This window comes from Rhodanobacter sp. FW102-FHT14D06 (assembly GCF_043950705.1).
Lineage (GTDB): Bacteria > Pseudomonadota > Gammaproteobacteria > Xanthomonadales > Rhodanobacteraceae > Rhodanobacter.
Genome location: NZ_CP170722.1, coordinates 3,021,446 through 3,037,603, shown reverse-complemented (window position 1 = coordinate 3,037,603; position 16,158 = coordinate 3,021,446). Strand labels below are relative to the sequence as shown.

The window sequence follows — 16,158 nt, the reverse complement described above, 5'->3', positions numbered from 1 at the left end:
CGACCCCGAACCCTCACCCCAACCCCTCTCCCGCAGGGAGAGGGGCTTTCCTCGCCCTTCTCTCGCCAGCAACCAAAGGGGGAGGCTTCAACGCGCTGGCGGGCGATAATAGCCAGTGGTCCAACTCACTGCCGCAAATCTTCTGGACAATCCGCATGCCTCTTCGCCACACCTGCCCCGCCACTCCGCCCGCACGCCGCGCCACGGATCCCCGCCGATGACCGCCGACCGCCTCGACATCTGTCGTCCCGACGACTGGCACGTGCATCTGCGCGATGGCGCCACGCTGGCCTCGGTGGTCGGCCACACCGCGCGCCGGTTCAGCCGTGCCATCGTGATGCCCAACCTGAAGCCGCCGGTGACCAACGTGGCGCAGGCGGAGGACTACCGCCGCCGCATCCTCGCCAGCCTGCCGCCCGGCGCCCACTTCCAGCCACTGATGACGCTGTACCTCACCGAGGCCACGCCGGTGCAGGAGATCGAGCGGGCAAAGGCGAGCGGCAGCGTGTTCGCGGTGAAGTACTACCCTGCCGGCGCGACCACCAATTCACAGGATGGCGTGCGCGATCTGGAGCACGTCAACAGCGTGCTGGAAGCGATGCAGCGCCACGACCTGCCGCTGCTGCTGCATGGCGAGGTGACCGACCCCGCGATCGACATCTTCGACCGCGAGCGCGTGTTCATCGAACGCCACCTGATGCCGCTGCGCGCACGCTTCCCTGCCCTGCGCATGGTGCTGGAACACATCACCACGCGCGACGCGGCCGAGTACGTCGCCGCCGCCCCGGCCAACCTGGCGGCCACGATCACCGCGCACCACCTGCTGCTCAACCGCAACGCGCTGTTCGCCGGCGGCCTCAACCCGCACCACTATTGCCTGCCGATCCTGAAACGCGAAACCCACCGCGCCGCCCTGGTGAAGGCGGCGACCAGTGGCGATCCCCGTTTCTTCCTCGGTACCGACAGCGCCCCGCACCCGCGCCACGCGAAAGAATCCGCCTGCGGCTGCGCCGGCGTGTACAGCGCGCACGCCGCGATCGAGCTTTACGCCGAAGCCTTCGACCAGGCCGGCAAACTCGACCGACTGGAAGCCTTCGCCAGCTTCCACGGCCCGGATTTCTATCGCCTCCCGCGCAACCAGGAGCGCCTGCTGCTGGAACGCAAGCCCTGGACCGTACCGGCCGAGCTCGCTCTGGGCGACGCCACCTGCGTGCCGATGCGCGCGGGGAGCACGGTGGCGTGGTCGCTGGTCGAGAATTGACCGTCGAGGGCCCGGCGCCACCCCACGGACGGACATCCGCGGCCGTGCCTGCACCGGGTTTCACGGCCGCAAAAGCAAGCGGCCCGATCCGGAGATCGAGCCGCTTGCGTGTGCCGTGTCTGGTGCCGGAAATAGGAATCGAACCTACGACCTACGCATTACGAATGCGCCGCTCTACCAACTGAGCTATTCCGGCAAAGAGCCGTGGATTTTACGGTGCCCGCCGTCCCCGCGCAACCGCGCAGGGTCGGCGATGCCGGCGTCGGCGAACGGTACCGCCGCTTCTCGCGACGATGCGGGAGCTGGCGGGCGGTGCCGCCCTGCGAGCTCACCGTAACAAGGTCGTCAGAAGCTGGCCGAGCCGCTGGTGCCGACCACGCGCAGCTCCTTGGGCAGGGCGAAGGTGATGCTCTCCGGCTCACCGTCCAGTTCGCGCACCGCACCCGCACCCCACGACTGCAGGCGGGCGATCACGTCGCGTACCAGTTTTTCCGGCGCGGAGGCGCCGGCGGTCAGGCCGATGCGCTGCACGCCGTCGAGCCAGTGGCGCTCGATGTGTTCGGCGCCGTCGATCAGGTAGGAGGGCACACCCTGTTTCGCGGCCAGCTCGCGCAGGCGGTTGGAGTTGGAGCTGTTGACCGAGCCGACCACCAGCATCAGGTCCACCGAGTCGGCGAGCCTGCGCACGGCGTCCTGGCGGTTCTGCGTGGCGTAGCAGATGTCGTCCTTGCGCGGCCCCTCGATGCTCGGGAATTTCGCGCGCAGGGCCTCGATGATCGCCTTGGTGTCGTCCACCGACAGTGTGGTCTGGGTGACATAGGACAGCGCGTGCGGGAATTTCGGCACCAGCGTGGCGACATCCTCCAGCGACTCCACCAGCAGGATCTGCCCGGGGTTGGCCGGGTTCCACTGCCCCATCGTGCCCTCGACCTCCGGGTGGCCGGCATGGCCGATCAGCACCACGCTGCGGCCGATCCGGCCCAGTCGCGCCACCTCCATGTGCACCTTGGTCACCAGCGGACAGGTGGCGTCGAACACCTTCAGCTGCCGCTGTGCAGCCTCCTCGCGCACCGCCTGCGACACGCCATGCGCGCTGAAGATCACGGTGGCGCCGTCAGGCACCTCGTGCAGCTCCTCCACGAACACCGCACCGTCGGCGCGCAGCTTGTCGACCACGTAACGGTTGTGCACCACTTCGTGCCGCACGTAGATCGGCGCGCCGTAGGATTCCAGTGCGCGTTCGACGATGGCGATGGCACGATCCACGCCGGCACAGAAGCCGCGGGGGTTGGCGAGCAGGATGTCCAAGACGACCTCGATATGGAATTCCGCAGGAGCCCGCTTGCGGACGATGCTTTCCACTCGAAGGGCATCGCCCGCAAGCGGGCTCCTGCGCACGGGTCTGGATTATCGCACGCTGTCTGCGGGCTTGTCGGCGAACAGACCGAATACCACCAGCATCACCGCGCCGACCGTGATGGCGCAGTCGGCCAGGTTGAACACCGGATAGTTCCACTGGCGAAAGTACACGTGGATGAAGTCGGTGACTTGCGACGCGTGCAGGCGGTCGACCAGGTTGCCGATCGCGCCGCCGATGATGAAGGCCAGCGGCAAGGCGGTGCGCCAGTCGCGGCGCGGCGTGCGCGCCAGCCAGACCACCAGCACCACGCTGATCGCCACCGCCAGCACCACGAAAAACCAGCGCTGCCAGCCTGCGCCATCGGCAAGGAAACTGAAGGCGGCACCCGTGTTGAACGCCAGCGTCCAGTTCAGGAAGCCGGGGATGACCGGATGCGGCACGCCCATCGGCTGCAGCGCATGGATCGCCCACCATTTGCTCAGCTGATCGAGCGCGATGACGGCGACGGAGAGCCACAGCCAGGAGAGTGCGTTGGGTTTGGGGGGCATGGGGCTATCCTGAGCGCAATATCCGGACCGTTCACCCTGAGCGTAGCGCAGCGTACGCGGGGAGCGACCATGGACGGTCGCGGGTTGATGAGCGAGGAAGTCGAAGGGGCGCGTGGCAACCCCTTCGACTTCGGCCCTGCGGGCCTACGCTCAGGGCAAACGGGTATTTTTTCGAAGCCTAGAACCAGCGGCGATCCTCGCCCGGTCCTTCGACGTTGCCGACGCAGCGGCCGCACAGCTCCGGATGCCCGGCGTGGCTACCGACGTCGTCGCGACGGTGCCAGCAACGAATGCATTTGGCGGCATCGCTGACCAACGCGGAAACCCAGGCCTCGGCACCTTCCAGCTCCACCTTCATCGCCTCGCCCGTCCGTGGCGTCAGGGGTGCCAGGGTGAAGTCGGAGGTGATGAAGAAGAAGCGCAGCTCGTCGGCCACCTCGGCGTAGCGCGCCGCGAGTGCGGCGTCGGCATGCACGACGAGCCTTGCCTCCAGCGCCGCGCCGATCTGCTCGGCCTTGCGCATGCCCTCGAGCACGCGCGAGGCGCCGTCGCGGATCGCCAGCAGGTCGGCCCAGTAGCGGCGCTGCTCCGGCGAGGCCTGGGTCGCCGCCAGTCCGTCGTACCAGGTTTCGAACAGCACGCTGTCGCCCCGCTCGCCCGGCAACTGCTGCCAGATTTCCTCGGCGGTGAAGCCCAGGATCGGCGCCAGCCAGCGCACCATTGCCTCGGCGATGCGGTACATCGCGCTCTGTGCGCTGCGCCGGCCGCGGCTGTCGGTCGGCATGGTGTAGAGCCGGTCTTTGGTGATGTCCAGGTACAGCGCGCCCAGCTCGTTGGTGCAGAAGTTCTGGACGCGCGCCACCACCTCCGGGAAGTCGTAACGCTCGTAGGCCGCCACCACGGCCTGCTGCACGTCGAACGCCTGCTGCACGGCCCACTGGTCGAGCAGCAGGCTGTCTTCCACCTTCAGCAGATGCTGCGCCGGATCGAAGCCGTCCAGATTGCCGAGCAGGAAGCGCGCGGTGTTGCGGATGCGCCGGTAGCTGTCGGAGACGCGCTTGAGGATCTCGTCGGAAACCGACATCTCGTTGCGATAGTCGGCGGAGGCCACCCACAGGCGCAGCACGTCGGCGCCCAGCGTATCCATCACCTTCTGCGGCGCCACCACGTTGCCCAGCGACTTGGACATCTTGCGGCCGTTGGCGTCCACCGTGAAGCCGTGGGTGAGCACCTCGTCATACGGCGCGCGGCCGTGGATCGCCGAGGAGGTCAGCAGCGACGACTGGAACCAGCCGCGGTGCTGGTCGGAGCCTTCCAGATACATCACCTTGTACTCGTCCGCGCTGCCGCGCTGCAGTTCCGCTCGCTGGCCGATCACGGCGAAATGCGTGACGCCGGAATCGAACCACACGTCGAGCACGTCGGTGACCTTCTCGTAGTCGCCCGCCTGGTCGCCCAGCAGCGTGGCCGGATCGAGCGCGAACCACGCATCGACACCGCCCTGCTCCACGATCCTGGCCACCTGATCGAGCAGCGCGACGGAATCGGGGTGCGGCTCCTGGGTGACCTTGTGCACGAACAGCGCGATCGGCACGCCCCAGGTGCGCTGGCGCGAGATGCACCAGTCCGGCCGGCCGGCCACCATGCCGGCGATGCGCTCCTCGCCCCAGCCCGGCACCCAGCGCACGTCCTTGATCGAGGCCAGCGCGGTCTTGCGCAGGTTCGCCTGCTCCATCGAGATGAACCACTGCGGCGTGGTGCGGTAGATCACCGGCGTCTTGTGCCGCCAGCAGTTCGGGTAGCTGTGCTCGATCCTGGCGAAGGCCAGCAGCACGCCGCGTTGGCGCAGCACGTCGACGATGGCGTCGTTGGCCTTCCAGATGTGCATGTTGGCCAGCTCGACGCCGTCGGCGGCCGGCGTGTCGGCGTGATACGCGCCGCGCGAACCGACATAGTTGAGCAGGCCGATGCCGTACTCGCGCGCCACCACGAAATCCTCCACGCCGTGATCGGGCGAGGTATGCACCGCGCCGGTGCCGTCCTCGGCACTGACGTGGTCGCCGAGGATCACCGGCACTTCGCGCGGGTAGAACGGATGGCGCAGCATCTGTCGTTCCAGCGCCTTGCCTTCGGCATGGCCGAGCACGGTCGCCTGCTCCATGCCGTAGCGTTGCGCCACGTTGTCGACCAGCGCGCTGGCGACCGCCAGCAGCACGCGGCGGCCGTCGCGCGCCGGCCCTTCGATCAACGCATATTCGAGATCGGCGCCCAGCGACACCGCCTGGCTTTCCGGCAGCGTCCACGGCGTGGTGGTCCAGATCGGGATGGCGACGATGGCATCGCCTGCGTCGACGCCGAATTTCGCGGCCAGCGCCTTCGCATCGACCGCGTCGTAGGCCACGTCGACCGCAGGCGAAACCTTGTCGCCGTATTCGATCTCCGCCTCAGCCAGCGCGGAGGCGCAATCGAAGCACCAGTACACCGGCTTGGCGCCGCGCAGCACGTGGCCGTTGGCCACGATGCGCGCCAGCGCGCGCAGCATGTCGGCCTCGTACTTGAAATCCATGGTGCGATAGGGGTGCTCCCAGTCGCCGAGCACGCCAAGCCGCTTGAAGCCGGCGCGCTGCGTGTCGACCTGCTCGGTGGCGTACTCGCGGCACTTCTGCCGGAACGCGGCGGCGTCGAGCTTGTCGCCCGGCTTGCCGAACTTCTTCTCCACCGCGATCTCGATCGGCAGGCCGTGGCAATCCCAGCCCGGCACGTACGGCGCGCGGTAACCGGCCAGCAGCTTGGACTTGACCACCATGTCCTTGAGGATCTTGTTGACCGCATGGCCGATGTGGATCGCACCGTTGGCATACGGCGGGCCGTCGTGGAGCACGAACGCGCGCTCGCGATGGGCAGTCTTCTGCTGGATCTGCGCATAGCGGCCCACCTGCTCCCACTGCGCCAGCCAGCCCGGCTCGCGTTTCGGCAAATCGCCGCGCATCGGGAAATCCGTATGCGGCAGGTTGATGGTGCTCTTGTAATCGTGGGTCATCGCGTAGGTGCCGTTGAAGGTGTTGCGGCCCGCCCATGGGCGGGCAAAGGCTTCTAAGTTAATGGATGCGCGGGCTCACGGGAAATACCCGGGACTGCGTTCACGCCCCGACCAGCCGCGGATTCATGCCCAGCAGCTCTCGTGCCCGGCGCGCGTCGAGCGCCATCTGCGCCTTGAGCGGCTCCAGCCCGTCGAACTTCTGCTCGTCGCGCAGCTTGCCGACGAACTCCACCGCCATGCGCTGGCCATACAGGTCGCCCTCGAAATCGAACAGGTGGACTTCCAGCAGCGGCTCGCTGACCTGGTTCACGGTAGGGCGCACGCCCAGGCTGGCCACGCCGGGCCAGCTGCATTCGCCCTCGCCCAGGCCTACGCGCACCGCGAAGATGCCCAGCACCGGGCTGACCCGATCGCGCAGATGGATGTTGGCGGTGGGATAACCCAGGGTGCGGCCGAGCTGGTTGCCGCGCTGCACCTTGCCGTCGATCACGAAAGGGCGGCCAAGCAGCGGCTCGGCCGCGGCGAACTCGCCCGCCGCGAGCAATTCGCGCACGCGACTGGCCGACACCCGCGCATCGTGCCACTGCACTTCCGGCATCGTGCAGGCGAGAAAGCCGCATTCGGGACCCATCTCCTGCAGCAGCGCCACGTCGCCGGCGCGCTTGTGGCCGAAGCGGAAATCCGCGCCCACCCAGACCTCGCGCGCAGCCAGCCGCTCGACCAGCACGCGGCGGACGAAATCCTCGGCCGACATCGCGGTGAGCGCCCGGTTGAAGCGCAGCAGCAGGGCCTGCTGCATGCCGGCAGCGGCGAAGCCGCGCAACTTGTCGCGCACGCTGGAAATCCGCGGCACCGGCCGCGGCGAGAAGAACGCGCGCGGCAGCGGCTCGAAGCTCACTACCAGCGGGCTGCCATCCAGCTCGCGCGCGCGCGCGGCCACCTGCGCCAGCAGCGCCTGGTGGCCGCGATGCAAGCCGTCGAACGCACCCACCGCGACCACACTGCCACCGGGCGCCAGGCAAGGGCCGGCGACATCCCTGGAGAGTCTCATCATCGCGCGAGTATATAGAACGGTCGGTGTCGCGGCCTCACGCCGCGCGCAGATCGCGCAGGCGGAAGCCGCCGGCAAACAGGACGGCGACATAACTGGCCCCGCCGGCCAGCACCAGCACGGCCAGATGCCACAGCCGGGTCAGCACCGGCACCCCGTGGACCCAGTCCGGCCACAGCCAGCGGCCCAGCAACAGCACCGCCACCATCACCGCGCAGGCCGCGGCCAGCCGCAGCAAGTGGCGCGACCAGCCCGGCTGGCGCTGGTACACGCCCGCCCTTTTCAGCCAGTGCCACAGCAGCCACAGGTTGACGTAGGCGGCTACCGCGCTGGCCAAGCCCAGCGCCATGTGCAGGCCGGGCACGCGGGCGATGCCATCCAGCCACGACAGCTGCTTCAAGCCGGCCGGCGCCCACAGTTCGAACAGCAGCGCCAGGAAGACCACGTTCAACAGCATGTTGGTCAGCAGCGAAGCCACCGCCGCGCGCACCGGCGTGCGCGTGTCCTGGCGCGCATAGAACGCCGGCAGCAACACCTTCACCAGCGCGAAAGCGGGCAGGCCGAAGCTCAGCGCGGTGATCGACAAGGTCGCCATGTGCGTGTCGTGCGCGGTCCAGTGGCCATGCTGGAACAGCGTGGCCACCAGCGGCCCGGCCAGCAGCATCAGCGCGAACATCGCCGGGACCGCGATCAGCAGGGTGATCCGCAGCCCCCAGTCCAGCGCCCGCGAGAAGCCGGTGGTGTCGGTGGTGACATGATGGCGCGCCAGTGACGGCAGGATCACCGTGCCCAGCGCCACGCCGAACACGCCCAGCGGCAGTTCCAGGAAACGATCCGCCTGCGACAGCCAGCTCTGCGAGCCGACCACCAGCAGCGAGGCGATCACCGTGTCGAACAGCAGGTTGATCTGCGCCACGGAGGAGCCGAACAGGGTCGGCACCATCAGCCGCATGATCTTCCGCACCTCCGGATGGCGCCAGCCCCATCGTGGCAGGGTCAGCAGGTTGAGCTGCCGCAGCGCCGGCAACTGGAACAGCAACTGCAGGATGCCCGCGGCCAGGATCGCCCAGCCCATCGCCAGGATCGGCGTCTGCAGCTTCTTCGACAGCCACAGCGCGCCGGCGATCATGCACAGGTTGAGGATCACCGGCGTCAGCGCCGGCAGCCCGAAGCGGTGGAAACTGTTCAGCGCCCCGCCGGAGAGCGCGGTCAGCGACACAAACAGCAGGAACGGGAAAGTCAGCCGCAACAGCTCGACGGTCAGCTCGAACTTGCGCGGCTCGTCGATCGCGCCGGGCGAGAACAGCACAGTCACCTGCGGCGCGAAGATGATGCCCAGCGCCGTGATCAGCAGCAGCACCCCGCCCAACGTGCCCGACACCCGCGCCATCAGCTCCCTCAGCTGCGCATGCGTGCCCTTCTCCTTCACTTCGGTGAATACCGGCACGAAGGCGGTGGAGAACGAGCCCTCGGCAAACAGCCGGCGCATGAAGTTGGGAATGCGGAACGCCACCCAGAACGCGTCGGTGGCGCCGTTGGCGCCGAACGCGGCGTTGATCGACATGTCGCGCACCAGGCCGAGCACCCGCGAAATCATCGTCATGCTGCTGAAGGAGAGCAGCCCGCGGAGCATGCTGGGAGACTTCATGGGCGGCGGTTCTACCTTCGGCGTCGTTCGCACGGGGCGCACAGTTTGACAGCCCGCGCCGGCAGGATCACGGCCCGGTTATGGCAAAATGCCGGCACCCCCGCCGCCGCGCGCCACGCCGGCTGCGGATAAAGCCGGCCAAGTGATTGACGCGTCGATGAATCGACCGCATAATTGGCGTCTTTTTCCACCCAACACACTGCATCCCGGAGTTCTACCTTGGCCAACATCAAGTCCGCGAAGAAGCGCGCGCGCCAGTCCGAACAGCGCCGCCTGCGCAACATCAGCGCACGTTCCATGGTCCGCACCGCCCTGAAGAAGGTCGTCAAGGCCATCGAGGCCAAGGACAAGGCCGGTGCCATTGCCGCATTCACCGTCGCCCAGCCGGTGATGGATCGCTACGCCGCCCGCGGCCTGATCCACAAGAACAAGGCCGCCCGCCACAAGAGCCGCCTCAACGCGAAGATCCGCGAACTGGCGTAAGCCGGCCACGCGATTCGGGTTGCATGAAACAGCCGGCGCAAGCCGGCTTTTTCGTGTCCGCGCCTTGCCCCTCCCCTGCAGCGCAGGAGAGGGCTGCGGTGGAGTCGCTCTTCGCTGTACTTGCAGGGCGGGCACCGCCCGCCGCTTCGCCGGTGACGGTGCGCGACCGTCCGGCCTTTGCGCGAACGCACCCTGCAGGGGCTGCCGCTGAAGGAACTCGATCGACAGGAGCGGCGGGCGGTGCCCCCCCTACTGCCGCGGGCGGAATTCGAGCGGCATCGCCTCGCCGGGCTGCGCCGCCGCCGGCGGTTTCGGGCCGCAGGCGCCGCAGGTGCTGCAGCCGTCGCTGCAGTCGCCGGTGGCTTCGATCGGCTGCAGGCGCCGGCCCAACGCCCGCGCCAGGGCGCCGCGGCCGGGCTGGTTGAAATGGATGGAGCCGGCGGCCAGCCAGCGGTTGGTCGTTTTCCGGGCCAGCTTGCGCAGCACGATCCACACGCTGGCCAGCACGGCCAGCGCGATCACCACGTACTGCAGCAACAGGCCGGCACTCATGGGCGGCTCCTCACGTCAGTGCCCTCGTCACCTGGTAGACGATGAACGACGCGGTGTAGGCCATCACGAACATGTAGCCGAACGAGATCGCCACGTTGCGCCAGGAATCGGTCTCGCGCTTGATGATCGCCAGCGTGGACATGCACTGCGGCGCATAGGCGAACCACACCAGCAGCGACAGCGCGCTGGCCAGCGGGATCTGCCCGGCCAGCGCCTGGCCGAGCCCGCCGGATTCGCCGCCCACCAGGTAGACCGTGGCCAGCGCCGCCACCGCGGTCTCGCGTGCGGCAAACGCCGGGATCAGCGCCAGGCTGATCTCCCAGTTGAAGCCGATCGGCGCGAACACGTACTGCAGGCCGCGCCCGATGTAGCCGGCGAAGCTGTAGTCGATGGCCGGCAGCGTCGCGCCCTCCGGCGCGCCCGGGAAAGTGGAGAGGAACCACATCAGCACGGTCAGGCCGAGGATCACGCCGGTCAGCCGCCGGAGGAAGATCATGCCGCGCTCGTACAGGCCGATCGCCACGTCGCGCAGCTTGGGCACGCGATACGACGGCAGCTCCATCATCAGCGCATGCTCGCTCTTGTCGCGGCGGATGTGCTTCATCACCCAGCCCACCAGCATCGCGCCGAGGATGCCCGCCAGGTACAGCGCGAACAGCACGATGCCCTGCAGGTTGAACACGCCGAACACGTAATGGATCGGGATGAACGCGCCGATCAGCAGCGCGTACACCGGCAGCCGCGCCGAGCACGTCATCAACGGCGCGATCAGGATGGTGGCGAGCCGGTCGCGCGGGTCGGTGATGCTGCGCGTGCCCATGATGCCGGGGATGGCGCAGGCGAAGCTCGACAGCAGCGGGATGAACGAGCGCCCGGTCAGCCCCACCGACAGCATCAGCCGATCCAGCAGGAACGCCGCGCGCGGCAGGTAGCCCGATTCCTCCAGCACGATGATGAAAAGGAACAGCACCAGGATTTCCGGCAGGAAGCCAAGCACCGTGCCGAGGCCACCGAACAGCCCGTCGTTGACCAGGCTTTGCAGCGGCCCGGCCGGCATCCACGCGGCGACATGCCCGCCCAGCCAGCCGAAGCCGTCGCCGATCGCGTCGGTCATCGGCTTGCCCAGCGAATACACCGCCTGGAACACCAGGAACATCACCACCGCCAGGATCGCCAGACCGAACACCGGGTGCAGGGTCCAGCGGTCCAGTGCGTCGTCGATCTCGGCGGTGACGCGCGGCATCGTCACCGTGGCCGCCAGCAGTTCGCGCACCTGGGCATGCAGGTCGGCGCGGCTGGCGGCATCGCTGGGTCGCCGCGGTGCGGCGGCGGGAACTTCGCCGTCGACCTGTTCGATCAGCGCCTGCGCGCCGCCGCGCTTCACTGCCACGGTTTCCACCACCGGCAGGCCCAGCCGGCGCTGCAGTTCCGACACGTCGATGACGATGCCGCGCGAGCGCGCCGTGTCCATCATGTTCAGCGCCAGCACCACCGGCCGGCCGAGGCGCTGGACCTCCAGCACGAAACGAAGGTGCAGGCGCAGGTTGGTGGCATCGGCCACGCAGACGATCAGGTCAGGCACCGCCTCGCCCGGATAGGTGCCGGCGCAGATGTCGCGGGTGATCTGCTCGTCCGGGCTGTTCGCCTCCAGGCTGTAGGTGCCCGGCAGGTCGAGGATCTGCAGCAGTCGGCCGGACGGCGCCATGAACCGCCCTTCCTTGCGTTCCACCGTGACGCCGGCGTAATTGGCCACTTTCTGGCGCCCGCCGGTAAGCAGGTTGAACAGCGCCGTCTTGCCGCAATTCGGATTGCCGACCAGGGCAATGCGCAGGGTCGATGCGCTCACGCGGCCACCCCAGTGCGCACGCTGACCCGCGCCGCCTCGGCAAGCCGCAGCGCAAAGCGCGTGAAGCCGATCTGGATCAGCACCGGGTCGCCGCCCATCGGGCCGACCGCCACCACCCGCACCGGTTCGCCGTCGACAAAGCCGAGGTCGCGCAGGCGCTGGGCGATCGGATCGGCCGCATGCACATCGAGCACGCGTTCGACCACGGCAAGGGCACCCTTGGGCAATTCGGACAGACGCACGGGCGGAATCCAAACAAGAATGGTTCGCATTGTATTCCTTTGCCCCTGCGCCTGCATCACGCCGGTGGTCGCGGCGCGCTGCGTTTATCATCGGGTTATTTGCCGGGACGACCGATGACCGACTCCATCCTCAACGAGCGCCGCGGCGCCGTGGCCTGGCTCACCCTGAACCGGCCGCAGGTACACAACGCGTTCGACGACAACCTGATCGCCGCGCTCACCGAGGCGCTGGCCCGGGCCGACGCCGATCCGGCGGTCCGCTGCGTCGTGCTCAGCGGCAGCGGCAGCACGTTTTCCGCCGGCGCGGACCTCCACTGGATGCGCGGCATGGCCGCCGCCAGCGAGCAGGAGAATCGCGAGGACTCGCTGCGCCTGGCGCGGCTGATGCGCAACCTGCAATTCCTCTCCAAGCCGACCATCGCGCGCGTCAACGGCGCGGCCTATGGCGGCGGCGTGGGCCTGGTCGCCTGCTGCGACATCGCGATCGGCGTGGACGGCGCCAAGTTCGCACTGTCGGAGGTGAAGTTGGGCCTGGTGCCGGCGGTGATCTCGCCCTACGTGGTCGCGGCAATCGGCCTGCGCGAGGCGCGCCGGTGGTTCGTCAGCGGCGAGGTGTTCGACGCCGCGGAGGCGCAGCGCATCGGCCTGCTGCACGCCGTGGTGGCGGGCGCGGAACTGGATGAGGCGATCGAGCGCCAGCTGCATTTCCTCGCCAAGGCCGGTCCGCTGGCCCAGCGCGAAGCCAAGCAGCTGGCGCTGCGCATTGCCGGTGCCGATCCGGCCACGGCCGAGCGCATCGACACCCAAAACGCCGAGCTGATCGCCCGCCTGCGCGTCTCGCCGGAAGGCCAGCACGGCCTGGGCGCGTTCCTCGACAAGCGCGCACCGTCGTGGGCCGCTGCCACGCCGCGGGAAAGCGGAACATGACCGCTCTCGGAGGGCAGGCGTGGCGGGCAGTACCCGCCCCACGACGGCGCATCGGCATCGGCATCCGCGGATACCTTGCAATCTGCTAACTTCAACGACTTTGTTCAGCTCCAGACGGTTCCAGGGATTCGCATGTTCGAACGCGTACTGATCGCCAACCGCGGTGAAATCGCCTGCCGCGTGATCCGCACCTGCCGTCGCCTCGGTATCCGCACCATCGCGGTGTACTCGGAAGCCGACCGCGACGCACAGCACGTGCGGCAGGCCGACGAGGCCTTGCCGATTGGCGGCCCGCTGCCGGCCGAGTCCTATCTGCGCATCGACGCCATCCTCGACGCTGCGAAAAAGAGCGGCGCGCAGGCGATCCATCCCGGCTACGGCTTCCTCTCCGAGAACACGGCCTTTTCGCGCGCCTGCAAGGACGCCGGCATCGTGTTCATCGGCCCCGATCCGGAGAGCATCGAGGCGATGGGCTCCAAGGCCGCCGCCAAGCAGCTGATGGCCAAACACGCCGTGCCGCTGGTGCCCGGCTACGACGGCGACGAGCAGGACAACGCCTGCCTCGCCGAACAGGCGCATGCCATCGGCTATCCGCTGATCATCAAGCCCTCGGCCGGTGGCGGCGGCAAGGGCATGCAGATCGTGCGCTCGGACGCCGAGTTCCCCGAGGCGCTGGCCACCGCGCAGCGCGTGGCGCAGGCTGCCTTCGGCGACGCTTCGATGCTGCTGGAACGCTACGTGGAGCACCCGCGCCACATCGAGTTCCAGATCTTCGGCGACCGCCACGGCAACATCATCCACCTGGGCGAGCGCGAGTGCTCCGCGCAGCGCCGCTACCAGAAGGTGCTGGAGGAAACCCCCTCGCCCTTCCTCACCCCGGAAAAGCGTGCCGCCATGGGCGCCGCCGCCGTGGCCGCCGCGCGCGCCGTGAACTACGTGGGCGCCGGCACGGTGGAGTTCATCGTCGGTCCCGCGGGCGATTTCCACTTCATGGAAATGAACACCCGCCTGCAGGTCGAGCATCCGGTCACCGAGCTGACCCACGGCTTGGACCTGGTGGAATGGCAGCTGCGCATCGCCGATGGCGAACCGCTGCCGCTGGCCCAGCAGGACGTGGTCTCGCACGGCCACGCGATCGAGGTACGCCTGTACGCCGAAGACCCCGACCAGAACTTCCTGCCCGGCTCCGGCAAGCTGCAGTCGCTGCGCTTGCCGACTCCCTCGCAACACGTGCGCCTCGACGGTGGCGTGGTCGAAGGCGACACGGTGACGATCTTCTACGACCCGATGATCGCCAAGCTGATCGTGTGGGACGGGGATCGCCCGAAGGCGTTGCAGCGCATGCGCGAGGCACTCGCGGCATGCGAGATCATCGGCCCGAAATCCAACATCGCCTTTCTCGAACGACTGGTGCGCCATCCGGCCGTGGTCGAGGCCCGCATCGACACCGGTTACCTGGATCGCCACCTGGACGAATTCCTGGTCGGCGACGCGGCTCCTGCCGAGGGTGCGCTGTTTGCCGCCGCGACCGCCGTGCTGCTGCACGACGAAACGCACGTGGCCGGCAACGCGGCCGACCCGCATTCGCCCTGGGCCCGCGCCGACGCATGGCGCGTCGGCCACGCCGGCAAGCGCATCGTGGCGCTGGCCTGGCGCGACCAGCGCTTCGAGATCGAGGCGCGCGGGCACGCCGGCAACTATCAATTGCGCCGCGGCGAAACGACCTGCGAGGTGCAAGGCGCGCTCCTGTCGGACGACAACCTCGGTGCCCGCTTCGACGGCGAAGCGCGCCGCGTGCCGTTGCACGTCGACGCCGCGCACGTGCTGCTGCACGACGCCCACGGCCAGCGCTACAGCCTCGGTCGCGCGGCCGCGTTCGCGTGGGAAGCCAAGGACACCGCCGGCGGCAACCAGGTGATCGCGCCGATGCCCGGCCGCATCGTGCTGGTGAAGGTGCAAGCCGGCGACGCAGTCGAGCAGGGCCAGGAACTGCTGGTGATGGAAGCAATGAAGATGGAACTGGCCTTGAAGGCACCGCGCGCCGGCACCATCGAGAGCGTGAATGCCGCGCAGGGCGAGTTTGTCGAGGCCGACGCGGTGCTGGTCCGCTTCGCCGTGTAGCTTCCAAGCCCCTCTCCCAGTGGGAGAGGGGTTGGGGTGAGGGTTCGGCCGGAGCGAAATGCCCGCATTAGCCTCGCACCCTCATCCGCCCCTTCGGGGCACCTTCTCACCCCAAGGGGACTCCTTTCAGTCGCCGGAGGGAGAAGGACATCGCGTCCTCCGGAGCTTTTTCATGAACACCTCCAACCACGTCCGCATCGTCGAAGTCGGCGCCCGCGACGGCCTGCAAAACGAGAAGACGTTGCTGCCGGCCGAGGTGAAGATCGCACTGATCGACCGGCTCTCCGCCACCGGCCTAAAGACCATCGAGGCGACCAGCTTCGTCAGCCCCAAGTGGGTGCCGCAACTGGCCGACGCCGCCGAGGTGTTCACCGGCATCCGCAAGGTGCCGGGCGTGAGCTACCCGGTGCTGGTACCGAACCTGCAGGGCTACCAGCGCGCGCGCGCAGTCGGCGCCACCGAAATCGCCGTGTTCACCGCGGCATCCGAAGCGTTCAACCGCAAGAACATCAACGCCTCGATCGACGAATCCATCGAGCGCTTCATCCCGGTGATGGAACAGGCCCGGGCCGACGGCGTGCAGGTGCGCGGCTACGTCTCCACCGTGCTCGGCTGCCCGTACCAGGGCGAGGTGCCGGCAAGCGACGTGGTGCGCGTGGCGCGACGCATGCACGAGCTGGGCTGCCACGAAATCTCGCTGGGCGACACCATCGGCGTCGGCACGCCGGCGAAGGCGCGCGCGATGCTGCACGCGGTGGCGCAGGAAGTGCCGATCGCCGCGCTGGCCGTGCATTTCCACGATACCTATGGCCAGGCGCTGGCGAACATCCTGGCCTGCCTGGAGGAGGGCGTGCGCGTGATCGACAGCGCGGTCTCGGGCACCGGCGGCTGCCCGTACGCGAAGGGCGCCACCGGCAACGTGGCCAGCGAAGACGTGGTCTACATGCTGCACGGCATGGGCATGGAAACCGGCATCGACCTCGACCTGCTGGTCGCCACCGGCGCCTGGCTGGCCGCGCAACTGCACAAGGAAACCGCCAGCCGGGTCACCCGGGCACGCACCGCCGCGGCCTGAAGTC

At 68.4% G+C, this 16,158-nt stretch carries 13 protein-coding genes and 1 tRNA gene; 5 read left to right on the top strand and 9 right to left on the bottom strand.

The annotated features are described in order from the left end of the window. Window positions 1-217 precede the first annotated feature (217 nt). Window positions 218-1,261 (top strand): dihydroorotase, encoded by a 1,044-nt coding sequence (gene pyrC / locus ACFCQI_RS13620; RefSeq protein ID WP_395117517.1) that lies wholly within the window; start codon window positions 218-220, stop codon window positions 1,259-1,261. A gap of 120 nt (window positions 1,262-1,381) precedes the next feature. Here the strand turns inward: pyrC and ACFCQI_RS13615 are convergent. The 6 genes from ACFCQI_RS13615 to murJ all read right to left on the bottom strand — a co-directional run bounded on the left by ACFCQI_RS13615 (window position 1,382) and on the right by murJ (window position 8,908). After that, window positions 1,382-1,457 (bottom strand) — tRNA-Thr (locus tag ACFCQI_RS13615). A 149-nt stretch (window positions 1,458-1,606) separates the two neighbouring features. After that, a complete protein-coding gene (gene ispH / locus ACFCQI_RS13610; RefSeq protein ID WP_395117515.1) occupies window positions 1,607-2,569 on the bottom strand; it encodes a 4-hydroxy-3-methylbut-2-enyl diphosphate reductase in 963 nt (320 codons plus the stop codon). 99 nt (window positions 2,570-2,668) lie between these two features. Continuing rightward, window positions 2,669-3,169, bottom strand: coding sequence for a signal peptidase II (gene lspA, locus ACFCQI_RS13605; protein WP_395117513.1), 501 nt, complete (start codon window positions 3,167-3,169; stop codon window positions 2,669-2,671). 178 nt (window positions 3,170-3,347) lie between these two features. Then, a complete protein-coding gene (gene ileS, locus ACFCQI_RS13600) occupies window positions 3,348-6,209 on the bottom strand; it encodes an isoleucine--tRNA ligase (protein ID WP_395117511.1) in 2,862 nt (953 codons plus the stop codon). 100 nt (window positions 6,210-6,309) lie between these two features. Continuing rightward, window positions 6,310-7,263: a bifunctional riboflavin kinase/FAD synthetase gene (locus ACFCQI_RS13595; protein ID WP_395117509.1), complete on the bottom strand. Its 954-nt coding sequence runs from the start codon at window positions 7,261-7,263 to the stop codon at window positions 6,310-6,312. Between the two features lie 34 nt (window positions 7,264-7,297). Beyond that, entirely contained in the window at window positions 7,298-8,908 is a 1,611-nt protein-coding gene (murJ, locus tag ACFCQI_RS13590) for a murein biosynthesis integral membrane protein MurJ (RefSeq protein WP_395117507.1), read from the bottom strand. Between the two features lie 219 nt (window positions 8,909-9,127). Here murJ and rpsT point away from each other — a divergent pair, with 219 nt between their 5' ends. Beyond that, entirely contained in the window at window positions 9,128-9,391 is a 264-nt protein-coding gene (gene rpsT / locus ACFCQI_RS13585; protein ID WP_072760571.1) for a 30S ribosomal protein S20, read from the top strand. A gap of 249 nt (window positions 9,392-9,640) precedes the next feature. On the opposite strand, the gene ACFCQI_RS13580 is transcribed toward rpsT, so the two are convergent. The 3 genes from ACFCQI_RS13580 to ACFCQI_RS13570 are packed head-to-tail and all read right to left on the bottom strand — an operon-like array spanning window position 9,641 to window position 12,031. Beyond that, the gene (locus ACFCQI_RS13580; protein ID WP_395117505.1) at window positions 9,641-9,943 is read right to left on the bottom strand and encodes a DUF6587 family protein; all 303 of its coding nucleotides are present in this window, start codon (window positions 9,941-9,943) and stop codon (window positions 9,641-9,643) included. A 10-nt stretch (window positions 9,944-9,953) separates the two neighbouring features. Further along, entirely contained in the window at window positions 9,954-11,789 is a 1,836-nt protein-coding gene (locus ACFCQI_RS13575; protein WP_395117503.1) for a ferrous iron transporter B, read from the bottom strand. Then, a complete protein-coding gene (locus tag ACFCQI_RS13570; RefSeq protein ID WP_395117501.1) occupies window positions 11,786-12,031 on the bottom strand; it encodes a ferrous iron transport protein A in 246 nt (81 codons plus the stop codon). Before ACFCQI_RS13570 ends, ACFCQI_RS13575 begins: the two co-directional genes overlap by 4 nt. A gap of 114 nt (window positions 12,032-12,145) precedes the next feature. Between ACFCQI_RS13570 and ACFCQI_RS13565 the strand changes: the two genes are divergently transcribed. The 3 genes from ACFCQI_RS13565 to ACFCQI_RS13555 all read left to right on the top strand — a co-directional run bounded on the left by ACFCQI_RS13565 (window position 12,146) and on the right by ACFCQI_RS13555 (window position 16,154). Next, window positions 12,146-12,958, top strand: a complete 813-nt coding sequence (locus ACFCQI_RS13565) for an enoyl-CoA hydratase-related protein (RefSeq protein WP_395117499.1) — start codon at window positions 12,146-12,148, stop codon at window positions 12,956-12,958. Window positions 12,959-13,090: 132 nt separating this feature from the next. Beyond that, window positions 13,091-15,079 carry an acetyl/propionyl/methylcrotonyl-CoA carboxylase subunit alpha gene (locus tag ACFCQI_RS13560; protein ID WP_395117497.1) on the top strand — a complete coding sequence of 663 codons (1,989 nt, stop codon included), beginning with the start codon at window positions 13,091-13,093 and terminating at the stop codon, window positions 15,077-15,079. 172 nt (window positions 15,080-15,251) lie between these two features. Then, on the top strand, window positions 15,252-16,154 hold the full coding sequence (locus ACFCQI_RS13555) for a hydroxymethylglutaryl-CoA lyase (protein ID WP_395117495.1): 903 nt from the start codon (window positions 15,252-15,254) through the stop codon (window positions 16,152-16,154). Window positions 16,155-16,158 lie beyond the last annotated feature (4 nt).

What these genes read in the sequence shown, in the direction of transcription:
- pyrC (WP_395117517.1), top strand. Translation starts at nt 218, where the DNA reads ATGACCGCCGACCGCCTCGACATCTGTCGTCCCGACGACTGGCACGTG.
- ileS (WP_395117511.1), bottom strand. Translation starts at nt 6,209, where the DNA reads ATGACCCACGATTACAAGAGCACCATCAACCTGCCGCATACGGATTTC.
- ACFCQI_RS13555 (WP_395117495.1), top strand. Translation starts at nt 15,252, where the DNA reads ATGAACACCTCCAACCACGTCCGCATCGTCGAAGTCGGCGCCCGCGAC.
- ACFCQI_RS13580 (WP_395117505.1), bottom strand. Translation starts at nt 9,943, where the DNA reads ATGAGTGCCGGCCTGTTGCTGCAGTACGTGGTGATCGCGCTGGCCGTG.
- lspA (WP_395117513.1), bottom strand. Translation starts at nt 3,169, where the DNA reads ATGCCCCCCAAACCCAACGCACTCTCCTGGCTGTGGCTCTCCGTCGCC.
- ACFCQI_RS13595 (WP_395117509.1), bottom strand. Translation starts at nt 7,263, where the DNA reads ATGATGAGACTCTCCAGGGATGTCGCCGGCCCTTGCCTGGCGCCCGGT.
- ACFCQI_RS13565 (WP_395117499.1), top strand. Translation starts at nt 12,146, where the DNA reads ATGACCGACTCCATCCTCAACGAGCGCCGCGGCGCCGTGGCCTGGCTC.
- murJ (WP_395117507.1), bottom strand. Translation starts at nt 8,908, where the DNA reads ATGAAGTCTCCCAGCATGCTCCGCGGGCTGCTCTCCTTCAGCAGCATG.
- ACFCQI_RS13560 (WP_395117497.1), top strand. Translation starts at nt 13,091, where the DNA reads ATGTTCGAACGCGTACTGATCGCCAACCGCGGTGAAATCGCCTGCCGC.